Origin of the sequence: Sutcliffiella sp. FSL R7-0096 (assembly GCF_038595065.1) — a bacterium.
Classification (GTDB): domain Bacteria; phylum Bacillota; class Bacilli; order Bacillales; family Bacillaceae_I; genus Sutcliffiella_A.
The window spans coordinates 4,742,276-4,760,133 of the sequence record NZ_CP152003.1; the positions used below are offsets into that span (position 1 = coordinate 4,742,276).

Sequence of the window (17,858 nt, forward strand, 5' to 3'; positions counted from 1 at the left end):
AAGCCTGCGGGGTCTCAGCCTACCGCTACCTCCCTCTGGAGTCTTCGCCCTATGCTCCAAGCTACAGCCTTTTAACGGAGCTATTATGTTATTAAGGTATGACATATCGCTCTATTTGTCAATCAATACGTGAGGGTGCCTTTGACTAGCTTTTCCCAGTCTGGGTAGAGGTCGTTGCGGCGGTCACGCCAGGTAGTCACGGATCCACTTTCCCTTACTTTGTAGAGAAGGGTTAAATCCAGGTCACCGGTGATGATCATATCCGTGTTCAATTCTCCTTCTGCCACGATACCTTTTGGAGGAAATGGTACATCATTTGGTGAAATGATGGCAGCTTGTCCAAAGTTTCCTCGCATGAAGTCAACGGTCGGCAAGGAGCCGATTGTTCCTGTTGTCACAACATAGATCTGATTTTCAATCGTACGTGCGTGGCAGGAATATCTTACGCGATGGAAGCCATGTCGATCGTTTGTGCAGGATGGGCAGAACACCACATCCGCCCCCATTGCCTTCACAAGTCTTACCGCTTCCGGGAACTCGATGTCATAGCATGTCAGCATGGAGATGGGACCAAAATCTGTATGGAAGATCTTCAAGTCCTCACCAGGGGTCAGACCCCATTCATACACTTCTGTAGGTGTCAGGTGCAGCTTTGCCTGCGTTTCAATCCTTCCATCCGGGTAAAAGAGGTGGGCTGCGTTATAAAGTTTGCCTTCTTTTTCAATGATGTGTGTGCCACCGATGATATGCATACCAGTCTGAATGGCAATTCCACTGAACAGCTGCTGATAGTGTTCGGTATAATTCGGAAGGTCATGGATGGTCTGTTCTCTCCCGTCTACTGGAAAAGAAATCAGTTGGGTCGTCAAAAACTCAGGAAACAGGACAAAATCCGCGTCAAACTCAGCGGCAGTTTTCACATAATGAATCACTTGATTCGCAAACTCGTCAAAGCTTGAAATCGTATGCAATGGATATTGCACGGCAGAAGCACGAAACTTCATGGCAGCAGACCCCCTTAAATCTATGAAAATTAGTTCATTTGTTAGCCGAAATTCTTTGGTTGCAACTAGTCTATTATAAGGGATGGGAGGCAAAAGGAACAATGATGGATTTTTGGGATGTTTTGGTAGGTAGGGGAGGGGGAGATTGTTTGGAGGTAGTGCGTGTCGAGTGGTGGCGGTTTGAGTCGATTTCCTGATATATTTCAATTTTTCAGGATATATTTCAAAAATTCATGATATATCTCTAATTTTCCTGATATATCTTAAAATTTCAGGATATATCCCAAAATTTCAGGATATCTTCTTGCCCACACCTGAATTTGCGGACAAATCGCCCCCTCCTCACCAAGCCCCTAAATTCAAAAAACCAGGCAGCCCAAAAGCCACCTAGTCCAATGTTCGGCCGACATCCAATCCTCGATCAACCAACTTCCGTCTTCGCCATCGCCTCAATAATCGCCTTGGCAACACCGCTATTTACATTCGTATCCGTTATCATATGCGCTTTTTCTTTGACGCCATCTGGTGCATTTCCCATCGCTACTGCTCTGCCGACACGCACAAACATGGACACGTCATTATAGTTGTCACCAAGCGCCATCGTTTCTTCCATGGTTATGCCACGCTCGGCAGTGAATGTGGTCAAGGCAATGCCTTTTTGTGCATCCACACTTGTGATTTCCAAGTTGTCCTTACCGGAGGAGCTGACCGCAACAATTCCAAGGTCAAGCAGTTCGGAACGCGCAGCTTCGAGATTTTCCTTATCCAAGGAGAAGGCAAGCAGTTTATAGATTATATGGCTTTCCTCTTCCAGGATGGGTTCAAAACTGTCAACAAGCTTCACGTTGCCCTCTTCCATTCTCTCTTTGGCTGCCTTCAGTACTTTATCATAGTCATTTTCCTCACTTGCAGACATAAACACGTCCATGATGGTAGCAACGGCTTTGTCATAGTCTTTTGAATAGGTGCCGTCCTGGGTGTAGATTTCAAAATAGATATTGTGTTTGTCCAAAATTTCAGCAAGCTTTCTTACTTCGCTGTTTGCAATAGGATTTGTGGATACGATCGTACCGTCCGGCTTGCGTGCCTCTGCTCCATTTACACAGATGATCGGAGTTACGATTCCTGCTTCCGCCAGGACATCCTTTGCCTCCGAGTAGGCCCTGCCGGTGGCAATCACCACTTCCACTCCGTTCTTTTGGGCAAGTTTAATCGCGTCCGCGTTCTCTTCACTCACCACATGGTTATTGTTTAATAAAGTCCCGTCCATATCTATCGCTATGCATTTTACCAAGTGATTTCACCTTCTTCTATGTATTTATATCCTCTATCCTAGTTAATCTCCCTTCGCTTTTCAAACATTATACTGCGAAAACATTATGCTAAAAATTTCGAAAAGTATAATTAATTCTGTTTAAAAACGAGCTTATCCCTTATAATAAAGGTATTAATCGGAATCGGGTGGGGGTGAACTCTATGAAAATTTCCTCTAGTCATATAGGAAAAATCCTTAAAAATGATATTTACTCTTTATCAGGAAATCTTTTGCTGAAGAAGGGGACGGTTCTGAATGAAAAGCATGTGGAAAGCCTGCAGAAGCATGCCTATTATTTCGACCAGGCGTTTGTGGTGGACGAGCCTCATCATTTGTCTAAAGAGTATTTTCATCATGTGAAAAATATGTATGAAACAAGCATCCATGCCTTTCAATCTATTTTTTCCAACCTTGAGCAGGATAGCCTCCCACCATTGGAAGATATTCAACAGATGCTTGCTCCGCTTGTCGATAAACTCGTGGCCGACCCTGTTTTCACCCGTTACATAGAACAAGTAAAAAGCTATGATAATTACACGTATACACACAGCTTAAATGTGGGGATCTATTCCTCTTTGATAGGTAAGCTCCAAGGACTGGATAAAAGCAGCATCAGTTTGCTCGGTCAAATGGGAATGTTTCACGATGTCGGAAAACTGCTTATCGATAAGACTATCCTGCAAAAACCGGGACGCCTGACTGAAAAAGAGTGGCTAGAAATCCAAAAGCATACGACGTACGGCTATGATTTGCTACGAAAAAATAGAACCATCGATCCCCATATTCTCCAAGGGGCCCTCCTTCACCATGAACGGTTGGATGGAAGCGGTTACCCAACAGGGATCAAGCACTCCAAGATTCCATATTTCGTTCAGATCCTATCTGTGGCGGATATGTATGATGCCCTTTCATCGGAGAGAAGCTATCGACCGAAGCAAAATATATTTACCACTACTAAAATCCTGATACAAGAGGCAAATTATAATAGACTAAACCCGGCCATTGTCTACCCGTTTGTTAGATACATCCTCTCCAATCACCTCCGTGAAGAGGTTGTGTTGAATAATGGACAGCTTGCTGAGATTATCTTCATTCACGCTGACGAGCCACACTTACCGATTATAAAGATAGATGACCACTTTATTGATCTACGAAAAAATAAAGAGTTGGAGATTCTCGATTTTGCCAATTAGCCGAAAAATAGTATGTTTGCAGGTTTTATATGAAGGGTAAGAAAATGAGGGGAAATAACCGATTCCAATAACTACCTTTGAAAAGTTTCAAAAATGTATTAAAATGACTAACGTTGCATATTTACGCATAAGGAGATTATTACATTGAAAAACCATACATCTTTCAGAACTACGGATATACTAAAATTCATCATACCTTCACTTATCGGGATCGGTTTATTCATGTTCCCAGTTATGTATAAAGACGAATTGACGATTCCAATCGCCATTCTTGCCAAACTTTTGGGCGAATTGCTCGGGAATACCATCCCAGCCATCATGACCGCGATCATCACCATTACAGCAATCGCTACAGTCGTTACCAAAATTGCCAGGCCATCTTTTACAAAAAAAGCCGGCTTCTTTAATAATCTGTTGAATGTCTCCATCTTCTGGACAGTCGTGAGGGTGCTGGCAATGTTCCTTGCCATCATGACTCTGTTTGAAATCGGCCCGGAAGCTGTTTGGAGCGAGGTGACAGGTGCTGTCATTCTTTATGATTTACTGCCTGTATTACTGACTGTCTTCTTTTTTGCAGGTCTATTTTTACCTTTGTTATTGAACTTCGGTCTTCTGGAGCTTTTTGGAGCGCTACTTACTAAGATTATGCGCCCGCTCTTTAAGTTGCCTGGTCGATCTTCCATCGATGCCCTTGCATCTTGGTTGGGAGATGGGACAATCGGGGTTCTACTCACAAGTAAGCAGTATGAAGAAGGTTATTACACAAAGCGTGAGGCAGCGGTAATCGCAACCACGTTCTCCATCGTTTCCATCACGTTCAGTTTGGTGGTCATCACCCAAGTCGGACTTGGCAGTATGTTCATTCCGTTTTATATCACCATTGGTGTTGCAGGCTTAATAGCCGCGATTATCATGCCTCGTATCCCTCCATTATCCAGAAAGCCGGATACCTATTATAACGGGGAGGAACAGGCTGAAAAAGATTTGATCCCAGCAGGCCATTCTCCGTTGAAATGGGGCTACAGCCAAGCCGTGGAGCGTGCCGCAAAAAATAAGAGTGCCGGTAAATTTTTCCGAGACGGCGGCCGCAATGTCCTTGATATGTGGATGGGGGTTGCACCAATCGTAATGACATTCGGTACGATTGCACTTATTTTAGCAGAAAATACGAAATTATTCGTGTACCTCGGAATGCCTTTCATTCCACTGCTGGAACTATTGCAAATACCTGATGCAGCTGAGGCATCCAAGTCCCTTATCGTCGGATTCGCGGACATGTTCCTGCCAGCGATTTTGGCATCTGAAATTCCTAGCGAGTTAACCCGCTTCGTCGTTGCGGCAGTTTCTGTCACACAGCTGATCTATCTATCTGAGGTCGGGGGCGTTATCTTAGGTTCTAAAGTACCTGTTTCGCTTTGGGAAATGTTTGTCATCTATATCCTACGTACGTTGATTACGTTACCTGTCATCGCGTTAATGGCGCATTTATTTTTCTTTTAATAGAATGCTGAAAAAGCTATCCGGAGGGTTCCTTTCAGAACTCCTGGATAGCTTTTTTATCTGCGTTTTAAAGGACTTCTGCTCCCTTTAGACTCTCTAACTCTTTTTCAAGTAATTTTGCAAGCTCTAGCATACCGTACTTGCCGGCTGCTTTCTCAGCGTCTGCATTATAGTTTGTATTTGTGTTGACATCATATGTGTAGATGACGCCATTTTCATCGCGGATGAATTCAATGCCCGCTACTTGAATGTTGTTAGCTTGCAGGAAAACCTCGTATTTTTTTATGATCGGGTCGGCAAAGCCTTCCACGATACGGAATTTCGGCTTCTCTTCTACTTCTTCGCCTACCGGGCAGAAAAGATCGCCGATTTGGCAGGCATCCGCCGGGCACAGTTCGAACCCTTCCGATGTATCGACTTGGACCGCATAGACAAACTTCCCACCGATAAATTCACAACGGGTGATAAAAGGCTCCGGGGCCTGGATATATTCCTGGATCAGTGTAATGCCATCCACCGGTTCTTCAAAATCCGGGCCATAAAGATATTCTTCAAGCGAAGCGGTAGAGTGGAACAATTGTACTCCAAGCCCTTTTCCTGCGCGATTATGCTTCGTTATAAAAGAAGCTGTTCCGATTCGTTTGGCGGCCTGCAAAATGTTTGATTTCCCTACTGCAGCAATGGTCTTTGGCGTTTTTATCCCGGCCTTCTCGAGGGCCGTATATTGGTTAACCTTGCTTAGCTCCAACTGCAGGGCGCGGCTGCCGTTCAGTACTTTCCTGTCATGATGCTCCAGCCAAGCAAGTACTGACCCAGTCAATTCCGGTGCAAAACGATGGTTCCGTGTATGGGAAGAAGCGCTCATTCTATTGTAGAAAACGCCTTCAGGGGGCGCTTCTGTCAAAGGCACCACCCCTTCGTCCAGATGCCATTCTTCAAAGGGAAGTCCCAATTCTTCCAGTCTATTTGTAAGATGTGTCGTCCATTCACTATTTTCATGAATAATATAGATTTTTGCCACGATGTCTTCCTCCATTTTCTAAAAGTTTTCTGCTGACGTTACGCTTTGGCAAGTTCTTCCACTTGAGGGTGGACAAGTGGCATTACCTGTTTGGCAAAGCGCTCCATCTCCTCTAGTTGTGGGGAGAACTGCAACAACAATAGGTCCACCCCTGCCTCTTCGTATTCTTTTATTCTAGCGGCGATCTGCTCTGGTGTGCCAACAAGGTTAGGACGCAATCCTCTATTGGATACGGAATAATCCTGGAGCTGCAGTTGCTGTTCTAATTGGGATTTGCTTGTAAAATCCTTAAATCCTGCATATGCTTCCGATTCCTTCACATCTGTAATCCGTGCTAGTTCTGCTTGTGCCTCTTCCTCAGTATCCCTGCATATGACATAAGCAGCCATCCCAAAGGATTGAAACGATTGGTTGGAAGCCTCGGATCTCTTCTCTTTCATTCCAGCAATTTTTGTTGCCACTTCCTCCACGGTTCCGCCATGCATCACATAAGCATCGCAGTGGGAAGCAATGACCTCTTTGCCTTTTGGACTTTCCCCTCCCGCATAAAGAATCGGGTTGGGACGCTGAACAGGCTTCGGGAAAAGTTTCGTATCTTTCAGTTGATAATATTTTCCGTCATAACTAAAAGAGTCTTCCGTCCATAATCCTTTGAGTACCTCGATAAACTCCTTTGTGCGATCATAGCGCTCGTCGTGTTCCGTGAAGATTCCTCCATATTGACGAGCCTCCTCCTCCCACCAAGCAGAAACGACATTCAAAGTAAAACGCCCGTTGCTGATATGATCGATATTCGCTGTTGCCTTTGCTGCAATCGCCGGGTTATGGAACCCGGGCCTAATCGCCGTCATAATCTCAATCTTTTCCGTGACAGCAGCAAGGGCAGCCGCCGTCGACCATGCTTCCAACGTATCTTCTTGCGGTCCTTTAATATCATTTAAAAATAATTCCGCAATCAGTGTTGTATCAAATCCAAGCTGTTCGGCTTGCTGAATTACTTTTTTCGCATAATCAAATGTCGGAAGCATGTTTTCGTCCTCCACATTACGTAACCATCCGCCGAATACCGGCAACCAAAAACCAAATTTCATCTCACGCTTCCCCCTCAATATTTGTTGTAAAGCATTATAGGATATGTCGGCAGCCAACTTAGCTGGTGATTATAGCGAAAGGCGAAGACTCCGGCGGGAGATTGCGCTTGGGTGGAGACCCCGCAAGTTTGCTGGGGAGACTCCAGCGGCGCCCCCACGGAAAGAGAAGCCTAGCTCGGAAATCAACAACGGTGCATCAACAAACAAATCCTTCAAGTGGAAAAAGACAAACAAAAAAACTTCTCCGATAAGAAGAAGTTTGAGTATGATCCCGTAACATCCACTTATCTCTCAAGAACATTTGTCTTGCTGGAATTGGCACCAATACATCATCTGTATGGTTGCCGGGCTTCATAGGGCCAGTCCCTCCACCTCTCTTGATAAGAAAACTTACTATTCAATTATTATTAACTAAATTAATCCTATCACGAAACTTGGGAATGGACAAGTCTTTCGTATAACTAAATAAAGTTGGGGTATTGATAGCTTATTTATTGGATGGTTAATTAATGATTGGATGATTTCGGGTTTTTGCTTGTTTAGTGAGGGGATGAAGACACTTTCATGCTTAATTTCTCCTCGGAATTGTCTTCCTCCACCTTATGAGGACACTTTCGTGTTTAAAATCACAGAATTGTCTTCATCGAATCCAAAAAATTTAACCTAAAAAACGCCCTCCAAAATGGAAGGCGCCCCTCTAAAAACTATTACTGTAAATCTTTTTCAAAATTTGGCGCATGCAAGCCTGCTGATTCAAAAGTCTCTCCAATTTTCTCATGGAAACTTTGCAATGCAGCATCCATCTCGTCCATTTCAGACTCTTCTGCCAACGCTGCGGCACGCTCTTCGAAATATACGGCTAACAATTCGATGGACTCTTTCATGTCACCCTGAAGGTTAGAATTTAAGCTTTCCGCTATCTCTATCCCGCGAAGTTCGTTCGCGATGCGGTTGCTTGCTTTTACCGCTGCTTCATGATCTCCCGTTCCTTCTGATCTTTCATAGGATGTTACAACTTCCAGATGCTTGCGGATGGTCTGAATCATTTCCATCTGTATATTCATAAGGACTGTTACCGTTTCCCCATTCTGGTCAGCATCAGCAGCAACCTTTTCTGACTCGGTAATGTCCACTTTATTTGTTTCCTCTGTGCATGCAGATAAGACAATTATTAAAACAAGTATCATTGAAAAAATCCATTTTTTCATATTCAAATCTCCTTTCATTACGGAAATAGTGTACTCGTTTTCATGACCACTGTATAGAGCTAACTGCGATGTTAGATTCTTCAAAAAATTTTCCTGAAAGGCTGTTTTCTGATACTTGTTGCTTTTTCGCATTTATAAATAAATCGTTATATTCCTAGCTTTTCTGGCTATTCAAAATAGCTTACCTGTAAAAGGTCCAAATGCCGACTTTTTACTAGCGAATAGTACATTCTTTGAGAAAAGAGCCTCCCGAAATAATTTCATGTCATTTTTATGTTCCTTGTTAATTATTTATTAAAATAATATTTTCTTCTTGCATTGTCACCCGACATCTCTTACAATAGGTAAATGCAAACGGTTGCACTCCATGTGCACTAATTTATATAAAAATGAATTCGTTTTCATCAAAAAATAGAAAAATAGATAGAAAGAAGGCTGTTAAAATGAAAAATTTATTGTCTTTCGATTTTTGGCAGAAATTCGGTAAAGCTTTATTGGTAGTGGTTGCAGTAATGCCTGCAGCTGGTATTATGATTTCTCTTGGTAAGTTAGTTGGGATGACTGGTGGAGACATGGCTCTTGTGCAAACGATTGCAAGAGTGATGGAAGATATCGGTTGGGGGATCATCACCAACCTACACGTATTGTTTGCGGTTGCCATTGGTGGCTCGTGGGCAAAAGAGCGTGCAGGTGGAGCTTTCGCTGCGTTGATTGCATTTGTTCTTATCAACCGTATCACTGGTGCGATCTTTGGTGTTAACAATGATATGGTAGCGGACCCTGAAGCTACTTTCACCACACTTTTTGGGCAAGAACTTATTGTCGGTGACTACTTTACCACTGTGTTAGGAGCCCCTGCATTAAATATGGGAGTATTCGTTGGTATCATTGCCGGTTTCCTTGGTGCTAACCTTTTCAATAAATTTTACAACTATAGTAAATTACCAGACTCTTTATCATTCTTTAACGGTAAACGTTTTGTTCCATTCGTTGTAATTGGTGGATCTGTCATTGCGGGTGTTGTCCTTAGTGTTGTTTGGCCGTTCATTCAAGGATTGTTAAACGATTTCGGTGTGTGGATCGCTTCTTCTAGAGACAGCGCGCCAATCGTTGCACCATTTATATTCGGTGCGCTTGAGCGTTTATTATTACCATTCGGATTGCATCATATGTTGACGGTTCCGATGAACTACACGTCACTAGGTGGAACTTATACGATTCTAACTGGTGGTAGCGCAGGTTCTGTTGTAGCAGGACAAGATCCATTATGGTTGGCTTGGATTGCCGATCTAAACAACTTCCTTGCGGCTGGTGATACCGAATCTTATGAAGCACTTCTACGCGAAGTGGTACCTGCTCGTTTTAAAGTAGGTCAAATGATTCTTTCTTGTGCAGCATTAATAGGTATCGCTTATGCGATGTATCGCAATGTGGACAAGGATAAGCGTAAAAAGTACAAGTCTATGTTCTTATCTGCAGGTCTTGCAGTATTCTTGACTGGTGTAACAGAGCCAATCGAATTTATGTTTATGTTTGCTGCTCCAGTGTTATATGTGATGTATGCGATCATGACAGGACTTGCGTTTGCGATTGTTGATATCATTGATATTCGTGTCCATGCATTCGGGGTAATTGAGTTGCTGACTCGTACACCAATGATAGTAAAAGCTGGATTATGGTTGGATCTAGTGAACTTTGTGGTTGCATGTCTCGTATTCTTCGGATTGAACTTTGCAGTAGCGAACTTCATGATCAAGAAATTCAACTTCCCTACTCCGGGACGTAACGGAAATTACATTGAGCAAGAAGAAGGCGCTGGAAACGGTGCAACTGCAAGTGTACAAGCAGATTCCTTGGCACCTGCGATCATTGAAATGCTTGGTGGAGCAGAAAATATTGAAGACGTGGATGCATGTATGACTCGCCTTCGTGTTACAGTAAAAGATAGAGAAAAAGTTGCAAATGAAGCTGCTTGGAAAGAAAAAGGCGCGCTTGGGCTGATTGTGAAAGACCGAGGCGTACAAGCGATCTATGGACCAAAAGCAGATGTAATCAAATCTGATATTCAAGACTTGTTGGGAGCGTAATAAACGATGAAACTACTAACCCTTAACTGCCACTCGTGGCAGGAAGAGAACCAAATGGAAAAGATACAGCATATAGCGGGAGCCATCAAGGAACAAGCATACGATGTCATCGCTCTTCAAGAGGTTAGTCAAAGCATCGATGCCGAAGTTGTCACAAGTAACATTAAAAAAAATAACTTTGGTCTTGTTTTACAGCAAGAACTTGAGAAGATTGGGGTTTCAGACTACGAGTTAGTCTGGGACTTCGCCCATATGGGATATGACACATACGAGGAAGGCCTTGCCATCTTAACTCGCCATCCTATCCAAAAGACACACTCCTTCTTTGTATCGAAAAGTACGGACACTGACTTTTGGAAAACACGTAAAATTGTCGGGGTGACCATTGAAGTGCAGGGAGAGGAGCTATCCTTTTATGCATGTCATTTAGGTTGGTGGAGTGATGAAGAGGAGCCTGCAAAGTATCAGATGGAGCAACTTCTCACAAAGGTTAAGGGAACAGAACCTTACTTCCTGATGGGTGATTTCAATAATAGCTCACATATTAAAGGAGAAGGTTACGAATATTTGACTTCTACAGTCGGGCTGCACGACACGTATTTACTGGCTTCTGAAAAGGATTCAGGAGTGACGGTGGAAGGAAAGATTGCCGGTTGGGATGAAAACAAACAGGATTTGCGGATTGATTTGATCCTGTCAAGCTCCCCTGTTAAAGTCACTTCTTCACATGTTGTTTTCAACGGAAACAACAGAGAGGTTGTATCGGACCATTATGGGGTGGAAGTATCTTTGGAAATATAGTCGACTTTTGACGTATTTCCTGGGAAAATGTAAAAAGGTGAACGGCATTGGCTGTTCACCTTTTTTGTATTCAGGAATTACTTTGTAGCAGCAATGGCTTCTATTTCTTCTTGGATTGTCTTTGTCCATTCATCCACTACTCCGTAGTCCATTGCTTTTACGTAGATTTCCTCAAGTTTACCGTGCCATTCCTTTGCTTCTGCAAGTTTGCCTATTGCTTGTTGCATCGCTTCGGTATAGCGGTTTTTTACAGCCACAATTTCTTTCTCATATCGTTCGTCCGTCCCATTACGGATGGTGATATCATACATATCCACAATTGAATCTCCTTCCCGTTCTGGGAAATATTCATGTGGGGCGGTGCTGTCAAAAATGGCAAAACCAAGTTCTCGGCAGATAATCATATCGAGACTGTATGGATCGAACCCGCAATGATAGACTTCGACATCAAACCCTCTCTCTTCTGAAGCTCTAGCCAATTTTTTAAGCATGGTGGATTTCCCTGAACCTGGGCGACCTTTTATAAAATAACGATGTGTTAGCCCTTCTGTCAGGTTCGGCACGAAATCCTTTGCTCCAGCAGGCGTCGCAGCACCGAGGAAACGGTGTCTCACATCTGCTTTTTTATCAAGGCTCTTACCTTGGAACAAGTTATCCACGAGCTCCCCTGTCAGCTTATTTGCTGCTTCAAAATTCATATTATGGATATAGTATCGTTCCCAATCGTCATGTATTTTCAGGGCTCTTGCGAATGTCTGGTAAGCTGTCTGGAAGGCTTCTTTCTTCTTGGTTGCGAAGTGTTGTATTTCCGCTTTCTGTTCCGCAAGTAACTTGGAATCCCAGGCCTCGCCTAAGTTGATGTATTCCTCCACTGCCCCGGGAGCTTTCGGTTCGATGACATGGGGTGCCGTTCCATCTACAATTCCGATGCCAAGCGCCCGGATGACCACCCCGTCCACCGATGTGGTATCAGATGAACAGTGAAGCAGTTCAATGTCATACCCCTTTTCATTCCACTCTTTCCCGATCTTTTTGATGAGTGACGATTTCCCTGTTCCTGGCCCACCTTTTAATATAAAAATGCGGTCCAATCCTTCTATGTTCGATTCGTAAAGGCTATAAAAGCCACGCGCTGTATTTCCACCAGCATAATAGTTTAAAATTTTCCCTGCCAAGATCTAACACCCTTTCAATGGTAGGTTATATAACAATTGCGATTCCATTTAGCCTATGCGGCAGGGTTTAAATGGGTGAAAGCCTAGCTGTCGTGATGGGCTGACCAGCTAGCTTTTAGGAGGAGTAAGTGGGGCAGCTTCTTAATAAAGTGGAAGTTTTCCCGATAAACCTTGAGATTTCATGATATATTTCAATATTTCCTGATATATCGTGATTTTTCCTGATATCCTGGAAATTTTCTTGATATATCCTAGTTTTTCTTGATATATCGAGGGAGCGGTGCGAAAAATTAACTCTCTATCTAAAAAGAGCCGCACTCCCATACATAGAGTGCGACCCCAAACATTATTTCAACTTCAATTTCGCCAATGCATCCGCCAGTGCGGTATTCACCGGCTCGTCATTATTCTGTTTCTTCATGTACTGATTCACATCACGTTTGGATGCTTTCTGGTTGGCGTTGTTCTTGCGTCGTTCCTGGAAGGTGCTTAGTTTCTCGCGGTGTCCGCAAACACAAGCGAACATCTGGCCTTCCCCTTCCCCACGCAGTTCCAGCTTCTTACGGCATTTCGGACAACGCGCATTTGTCACTTTGGATACGTTTTTACGGTGACCGCATTCTCTATCCTGACAAACGAGCATCTTTCCTTTTTTCCCGTTCACCTCAAGCATCGGCTTATCGCAGTCCGGACAGCGTTTGCCTGTCAGGTTGTCATGCTTGAACTTTTGGTCGGTATTTTTTATTTCATGAACGATCTGTTTGGCATAAGCCTTCATTTCATTGATGAATGCTGCTTTTTTCAGCTGTCCTTTTGCGATCATGCCAAGCTTCTGCTCCCATTCACCGGTCAAGGCTGGGGATTTTAAATCTTCCGGTGCAAGGTTCAACAGCTGTTTCCCTTTAGATGTGATGTGCAGCCCTTTGCCGCGTTTCTCCATCAGGAAACTGTTAAAAAGCTTCTCAATGATATCCGCTCTTGTGGCGACCGTTCCAATCCCACCAGTTTCACCAAGGGTTTTCACGAGCTTCTTGTCCGTTTGCTCCATGTATTTTGCCGGGTTCTCCATCGCAGAAAGCAGTGTACCCTCGTTAAATGGTTCCGGTGGCTTTGTTTTTCCGGAAGTAAGTTCGACCTTTCTAATTGGAAGAACGTCACCTTTATTCAAACTTGGCAACAGTTGATCTGAAAGTCCGTCACTTCCATCCTCCTGTTCCTCCATGGAGCTGAAAACTTCCTTCCAGCCTTGGGAGATGACCGTTTTTCCTTTTGCCACAAACTGTTCTGTTCCAACAGAAGCAGTGATATTTGTCTGTTCATATAGGAAAGGCGGTAACAAGACTGCCAAGAAACGTTTTACAATCAGATCGTAAATCTTGTATTCCTTGTCGGAAAGCTTGCTTAAGAGAACAGCTTCCTCTGTCGGAATGATCGCATGGTGGTCTGTCACTTTTTCATTATTCACAAAAGACTTGTTCGCTTTGATCGGTTTCGTGAGCAACTTTGACGCAATCGGCTTATAGGAGTGCGCACGAATCGCCTCCACACGCTCTTTTAACGTATCCACCATATCAGTGGAAATGAATCTGGAATCCGTTCTTGGATACGTGACGATTTTATGTTGCTCGTATAAACGTTGCAGGATAGATAACGTCTCTTTTGCGGAATAGCCGAAGATGCGGTTGGCATCACGCTGTAATTCGGTCAGATCATATAGGGCAGGTGCATAACTTTTCTTCTCAGTTTTGCTTATATCGGTTACCTTTGCATCCTGATTCTTCACTTTGGTGTGCAAGCTTTCCATTGCAGGCTTGTTGAAGTTTCTCCGTTCTTTCGTTTTGGCGTCCTGCCAAACAAGCTGGAACCCCTTTTCTGTGGTTGCTTTCATTCCATAGTATTCTTTTGGTACAAAGCTTCTGATTTCTTCCTCCCGTTTGGCAATCATGGCGAGCGTAGGAGTCTGAACCCTTCCACAGGAAAGCTGGGCATTGTGCTTGGTGGTCAAGGCTCTTGTAGCATTCATCCCCACCACCCAGTCGGCTTCGGCACGGGCAACGGCAGAGTAATAAAGGTTTTCGTATTCTTTTCCATCACGTAGTTTTGCAAAGCCTTCCTTTATTGCGCGGTCTGTGACAGAGGAAATCCAGAGTCGTTTTACTGGCTTTTGAATGCGGGCTTTTTCCAGAATCCATCTGGCAACAAGCTCCCCTTCACGGCCGGCATCTGTAGCGATGACGATCTCCTTTACATCCTTGCGGGTGAGCTGCGCTTTTACAGCGCTGTATTGCTTGCTTGTATTTTTGATGACGACAAGCTTTGTTTCGTTCGGAAGCATCGGCAGGTCTTCCAGCTTCCACGCTTTGAATTTGGCGTCATAGGCTTCCGGATCTGCCAGGGTGACGAGGTGACCAAGCGCCCACGTTACGATGTACTTGTCCCCTTCAAAAAATCCATTTCCTTTTTTCGTGCATTTCAATACTCTTGCTATATCTCTACCTACAGAGGGTTTCTCTGCAAGAACGACAGTTTTTGGCATAATAACAATCCTTTCAAGCTTCTTGTCTTCTAATCTTTACATATTGTGTGAGGGTAGTCAAAAAGAGAAGACCTTTGTTTGCCTTCCCAGGTTGTCTAAATATATTTGGTCACCATTTAGCTAAGTTGATTACCGTTTCAGGGACTTCGATCAACAAGGTGATCTAAAAATCTAGTTCTTCTTCTCCGGAAGCTTCTGCAAGGCTTTTACGGCGTCTTCTATTGTGGCCACGGGAATCAAGGTGATGTCCAGCCCTTCTTCTTTTACGGTCCTTCTCGCAATGGTTTCGTTGTTTTCCCATCCGTCATCCTGTGGGACTATGAAGTAGTCAAAACCTGCGTTGGCTGCCCCGATCACCTTTTGTTTCACCCCGCCAATCGGTCCCACTTCCCCATCGATTGTAATGGTTCCCGTACCAGCAACCTCGTTTCCTTTGAGCAGGGAATCCTCCATCATTTTATCTAGGAGGGTAAGGGTGATCATCAGACCGGCACTTGGTCCGCCTAGGTTCTCAATATTTTGCCACTGAATATTTTCATCCTTGCTCGTTTCATAGACTTCTTCAAAAAACACGCCTAGCATTGTATTTCCGTAGTAATCCTTATGTGGGTAAGTGGATACCTCTACTTCCACCGTTTCCCCATCACGGAGCAAGGTTAACGTGGTGCTTTCATCGGCTTCCTTTTCCACGATCAGTTGATCAAGATGGTCATATGATTCTAGCTTTTCTCCGTCCAGTTCAACTAGTAGGTCTGTTACCTTCACCTGATCTTTATCAGCCCAATCCGGTAAGGTATAAACCGGATAAAATCCCAGTAGTTCCAGCTTCGGGTCCTCGTCAAGTACCCCTCTTGCTATGTATTCCGCCTTGATTTTCGATTGTTCCATCATTTGTTTATTTTGATAGTCCAAATCTTCTATTGATATATCGAGTTCTTCTGATACGGCAGGAACAATTTCTACTCCCTCTTCCAGTAGCAGCGTTATTATCATAAAGGGCCAAATGGTGTTTTCAAGGCTGGCCACATAGGTCATGCCCAAGTCCCCATCAAGCTCCGATCCGCCTTCGTATTGGACAAATTCATCTAAATTGATTGGGTCCCCCGCCAAGAGGATATCATACCCAGTCGGGATAAACCCGCTTCCTAAAATCACTAGCAAAACTATTACAACGATCCACGGTGCCCTTCTCTTCATCCGGTTCCCCCACCATCCCTTTTTATCTTCTCTTCATTTTATAGTAGATTGGTAGATTTTAGTATAGATAATCGCCAATAGAGGAAGAAACTTCTTTCATTTCCCACATAGCCATTCCTAGAAAATTTTAGTATGATGAAAAGTAGATATTTTTTTAGATAGGATGGATACAAACATGAGTTTATTGAGCATAGATGGGTTAAGCCATAGCTTTGGCGACCGTACGTTATTTAAAGATGTTTCCCTTCGCCTTTTGGCAGGCGAGCATGTTGGCCTTGTTGGGGCTAACGGAGTCGGTAAATCGACTTTAATGAATATCATCACAGGGGAGATTGTATACGACACAGGACGTGTGGAATGGACGCCAGGTGTCCATTATGGATACTTGGATCAGCATACGGTCCTGACGCCGGGAAGAACGATCAGAGACGTCCTGAGAGACGCATTTTTGCCTTTATATGAAAAAGAAAAAGAACTGAATGCCATCACCGACAAAATGGGCACGGCCACTCCGGAAGAATTGGAAGAGCTGTTGGAACAAATGGGGGAAATTCAAGACCACCTGGATGCTGGTGGATTTTACAACTTGGATATCAAGGTGGAGGAAGCGGCACGCGGGCTTGGTTTGGACGCAATTGGCCTCGAACGTGACGTTGCTGCGCTAAGTGGTGGACAGCGTACAAAGGTCCTTTTGGCAAAGCTGTTGCTTGAGCAGCCGCAAGTGTTACTGCTGGATGAGCCGACGAACTACTTGGACGTCGAACATATCCGCTGGTTGAGCTCGTACTTGAAAGAATACCCGCATGCATTCCTATTGATCTCGCATGATACCGAATTCATGAATGGCGTGGTGGATGTCATTTTCCATCTGGAATTCTCCAAGCTGACTCGCTACACAGCGTCTTACGAAAAGTTCTTGGAGCTTGCGGAAATTAACAAAAATCAGCATATTAACGCTTATGAGAAGCAAAAAGAATTCATCAAGAAACAAGAAGACTTTATTGCAAAAAATAAAGCACGTTACTCCACGACAGGCCGTGCGAAAAGCCGTCAGAAGCAGTTGGATCGCATGGAACGGATTGACCGTCCAGAGACATCGGCTAAGCCGACATTCGAGTTTAAAGAGTCCCGTGCAAGCAGCCGATATGTGGTGGAAGCGAAGGACCTTGAGATTGGATACGCTGACCCACTATTGCCGAAGCTTACGATGGAAATCGAGCGCGGGGATAAGATTGCGATTGTCGGGTGCAATGGTGTTGGTAAATCGACTTTGCTGAAGACGATCCTGGGCAAAATTGATCCTCTAGGCGGTTCTGTCATCCGTGGTGACTTCCTTTTCCCTTCTTACTTTGAGCAAGAGGTAAAAGCGAAGGATATCACGCCGATTGATGATGTGTGGAACGAGTTTCCATCTCTTGATCAACACCAGGTTCGCGCTATCTTGGCGCGTTGCGGGTTGAAGAACGAGCACATTTCCCGTCCCTTGAGCCAGCTGAGCGGTGGGGAACAAGCCAAGGTAAGATTATGTAAGCTGATGATGCATGAGAGCAACTGGCTGCTGTTTGACGAGCCTACGAATCACTTGGATGTGGTAGCGAAAGAGGAATTGAAGCGTGCTATCAAAGCCTATAAGGGCACCATCCTCCTTGTCTGTCACGAACCTAGCTTTTATGAAGACTGGGTGACGAAAGTGTGGAACGTGGAAGAATGGGCGGAGCAGAAACAATAGA

13 protein-coding genes and 1 riboswitch are annotated in these 17,858 nt (G+C 44.1%); of the genes, 5 read left to right on the forward strand and 8 right to left on the reverse strand.

Annotation, left to right across the window (positions count from 1 at the left end; translation table 11 throughout):
• Window positions 1–122: 122 nt before the first annotated feature.
• Together MKY77_RS24210 and MKY77_RS24215 are read right to left on the reverse strand one after the other, a co-directional pair.
• Window positions 123–1,004: a carbon-nitrogen hydrolase family protein gene (locus tag MKY77_RS24210; RefSeq protein ID WP_339148137.1), complete on the reverse strand. Its 882-nt coding sequence runs from the start codon at window positions 1,002–1,004 to the stop codon at window positions 123–125.
• A 421-nt stretch (window positions 1,005–1,425) separates the two neighbouring features.
• Complete coding sequence (locus MKY77_RS24215) at window positions 1,426–2,298, reverse strand: Cof-type HAD-IIB family hydrolase (protein ID WP_339148138.1); 873 nt, start codon at window positions 2,296–2,298, stop codon at window positions 1,426–1,428.
• Window positions 2,299–2,480: 182 nt separating this feature from the next.
• Here MKY77_RS24215 and MKY77_RS24220 point away from each other — a divergent pair, with 182 nt between their 5' ends.
• The gene (locus tag MKY77_RS24220; protein ID WP_339148139.1) at window positions 2,481–3,512 is read left to right on the forward strand and encodes an HD-GYP domain-containing protein; all 1,032 of its coding nucleotides are present in this window, start codon (window positions 2,481–2,483) and stop codon (window positions 3,510–3,512) included.
• A gap of 144 nt (window positions 3,513–3,656) precedes the next feature.
• Window positions 3,657–5,012 carry a YjiH family protein gene (locus MKY77_RS24225; RefSeq protein ID WP_339148140.1) on the forward strand — a complete coding sequence of 452 codons (1,356 nt, stop codon included), beginning with the start codon at window positions 3,657–3,659 and terminating at the stop codon, window positions 5,010–5,012.
• A gap of 67 nt (window positions 5,013–5,079) precedes the next feature.
• Here the strand turns inward: MKY77_RS24225 and MKY77_RS24230 are convergent, their stop codons facing one another.
• From MKY77_RS24230 to MKY77_RS24240, 3 genes are all read right to left on the reverse strand, one after another.
• Window positions 5,080–6,033, reverse strand: a complete 954-nt coding sequence (locus MKY77_RS24230; protein ID WP_339148141.1) for an alpha-L-glutamate ligase — start codon at window positions 6,031–6,033, stop codon at window positions 5,080–5,082.
• 38 nt (window positions 6,034–6,071) lie between these two features.
• Window positions 6,072–7,124, reverse strand: a complete 1,053-nt coding sequence (locus MKY77_RS24235) for an LLM class flavin-dependent oxidoreductase (protein ID WP_339148142.1) — start codon at window positions 7,122–7,124, stop codon at window positions 6,072–6,074.
• A gap of 281 nt (window positions 7,125–7,405) precedes the next feature.
• Window positions 7,406–7,511: riboswitch (SAM riboswitch) on the reverse strand.
• A 320-nt stretch (window positions 7,512–7,831) separates the two neighbouring features.
• Window positions 7,832–8,332, reverse strand: coding sequence for a hypothetical protein (locus MKY77_RS24240; protein WP_339148143.1), 501 nt, complete (start codon window positions 8,330–8,332; stop codon window positions 7,832–7,834).
• A 443-nt stretch (window positions 8,333–8,775) separates the two neighbouring features.
• Between MKY77_RS24240 and MKY77_RS24245 the strand changes: the two genes are divergently transcribed.
• Together MKY77_RS24245 and MKY77_RS24250 are read left to right on the forward strand one after the other, a co-directional pair.
• Complete coding sequence (locus MKY77_RS24245) at window positions 8,776–10,419, forward strand: PTS transporter subunit IIBC (RefSeq protein WP_339148144.1); 1,644 nt, start codon at window positions 8,776–8,778, stop codon at window positions 10,417–10,419.
• 6 nt (window positions 10,420–10,425) lie between these two features.
• Window positions 10,426–11,220, forward strand: a complete 795-nt coding sequence (locus MKY77_RS24250; RefSeq protein ID WP_339148145.1) for an endonuclease/exonuclease/phosphatase family protein — start codon at window positions 10,426–10,428, stop codon at window positions 11,218–11,220.
• A gap of 77 nt (window positions 11,221–11,297) precedes the next feature.
• Here the strand turns inward: MKY77_RS24250 and MKY77_RS24255 are convergent, their stop codons facing one another.
• The 3 genes from MKY77_RS24255 to MKY77_RS24265 form a co-directional block, all read right to left on the reverse strand.
• Window positions 11,298–12,395: a PRK06851 family protein gene (locus tag MKY77_RS24255; protein ID WP_339148146.1), complete on the reverse strand. Its 1,098-nt coding sequence runs from the start codon at window positions 12,393–12,395 to the stop codon at window positions 11,298–11,300.
• 346 nt (window positions 12,396–12,741) lie between these two features.
• Window positions 12,742–14,931 carry a DNA topoisomerase III gene (locus MKY77_RS24260; protein ID WP_339148147.1) on the reverse strand — a complete coding sequence of 730 codons (2,190 nt, stop codon included), beginning with the start codon at window positions 14,929–14,931 and terminating at the stop codon, window positions 12,742–12,744.
• A 171-nt stretch (window positions 14,932–15,102) separates the two neighbouring features.
• The gene (locus tag MKY77_RS24265; protein ID WP_339148148.1) at window positions 15,103–16,128 is read right to left on the reverse strand and encodes a S16 family serine protease; all 1,026 of its coding nucleotides are present in this window, start codon (window positions 16,126–16,128) and stop codon (window positions 15,103–15,105) included.
• A 175-nt stretch (window positions 16,129–16,303) separates the two neighbouring features.
• On the opposite strand from MKY77_RS24265, the gene MKY77_RS24270 reads away from it, so the two are divergent.
• On the forward strand, window positions 16,304–17,857 hold the full coding sequence (locus MKY77_RS24270) for an ABC-F family ATP-binding cassette domain-containing protein (RefSeq protein ID WP_339148149.1): 1,554 nt from the start codon (window positions 16,304–16,306) through the stop codon (window positions 17,855–17,857).
• The last annotated feature ends 1 nt before the right edge of the window (window position 17,858 follow it).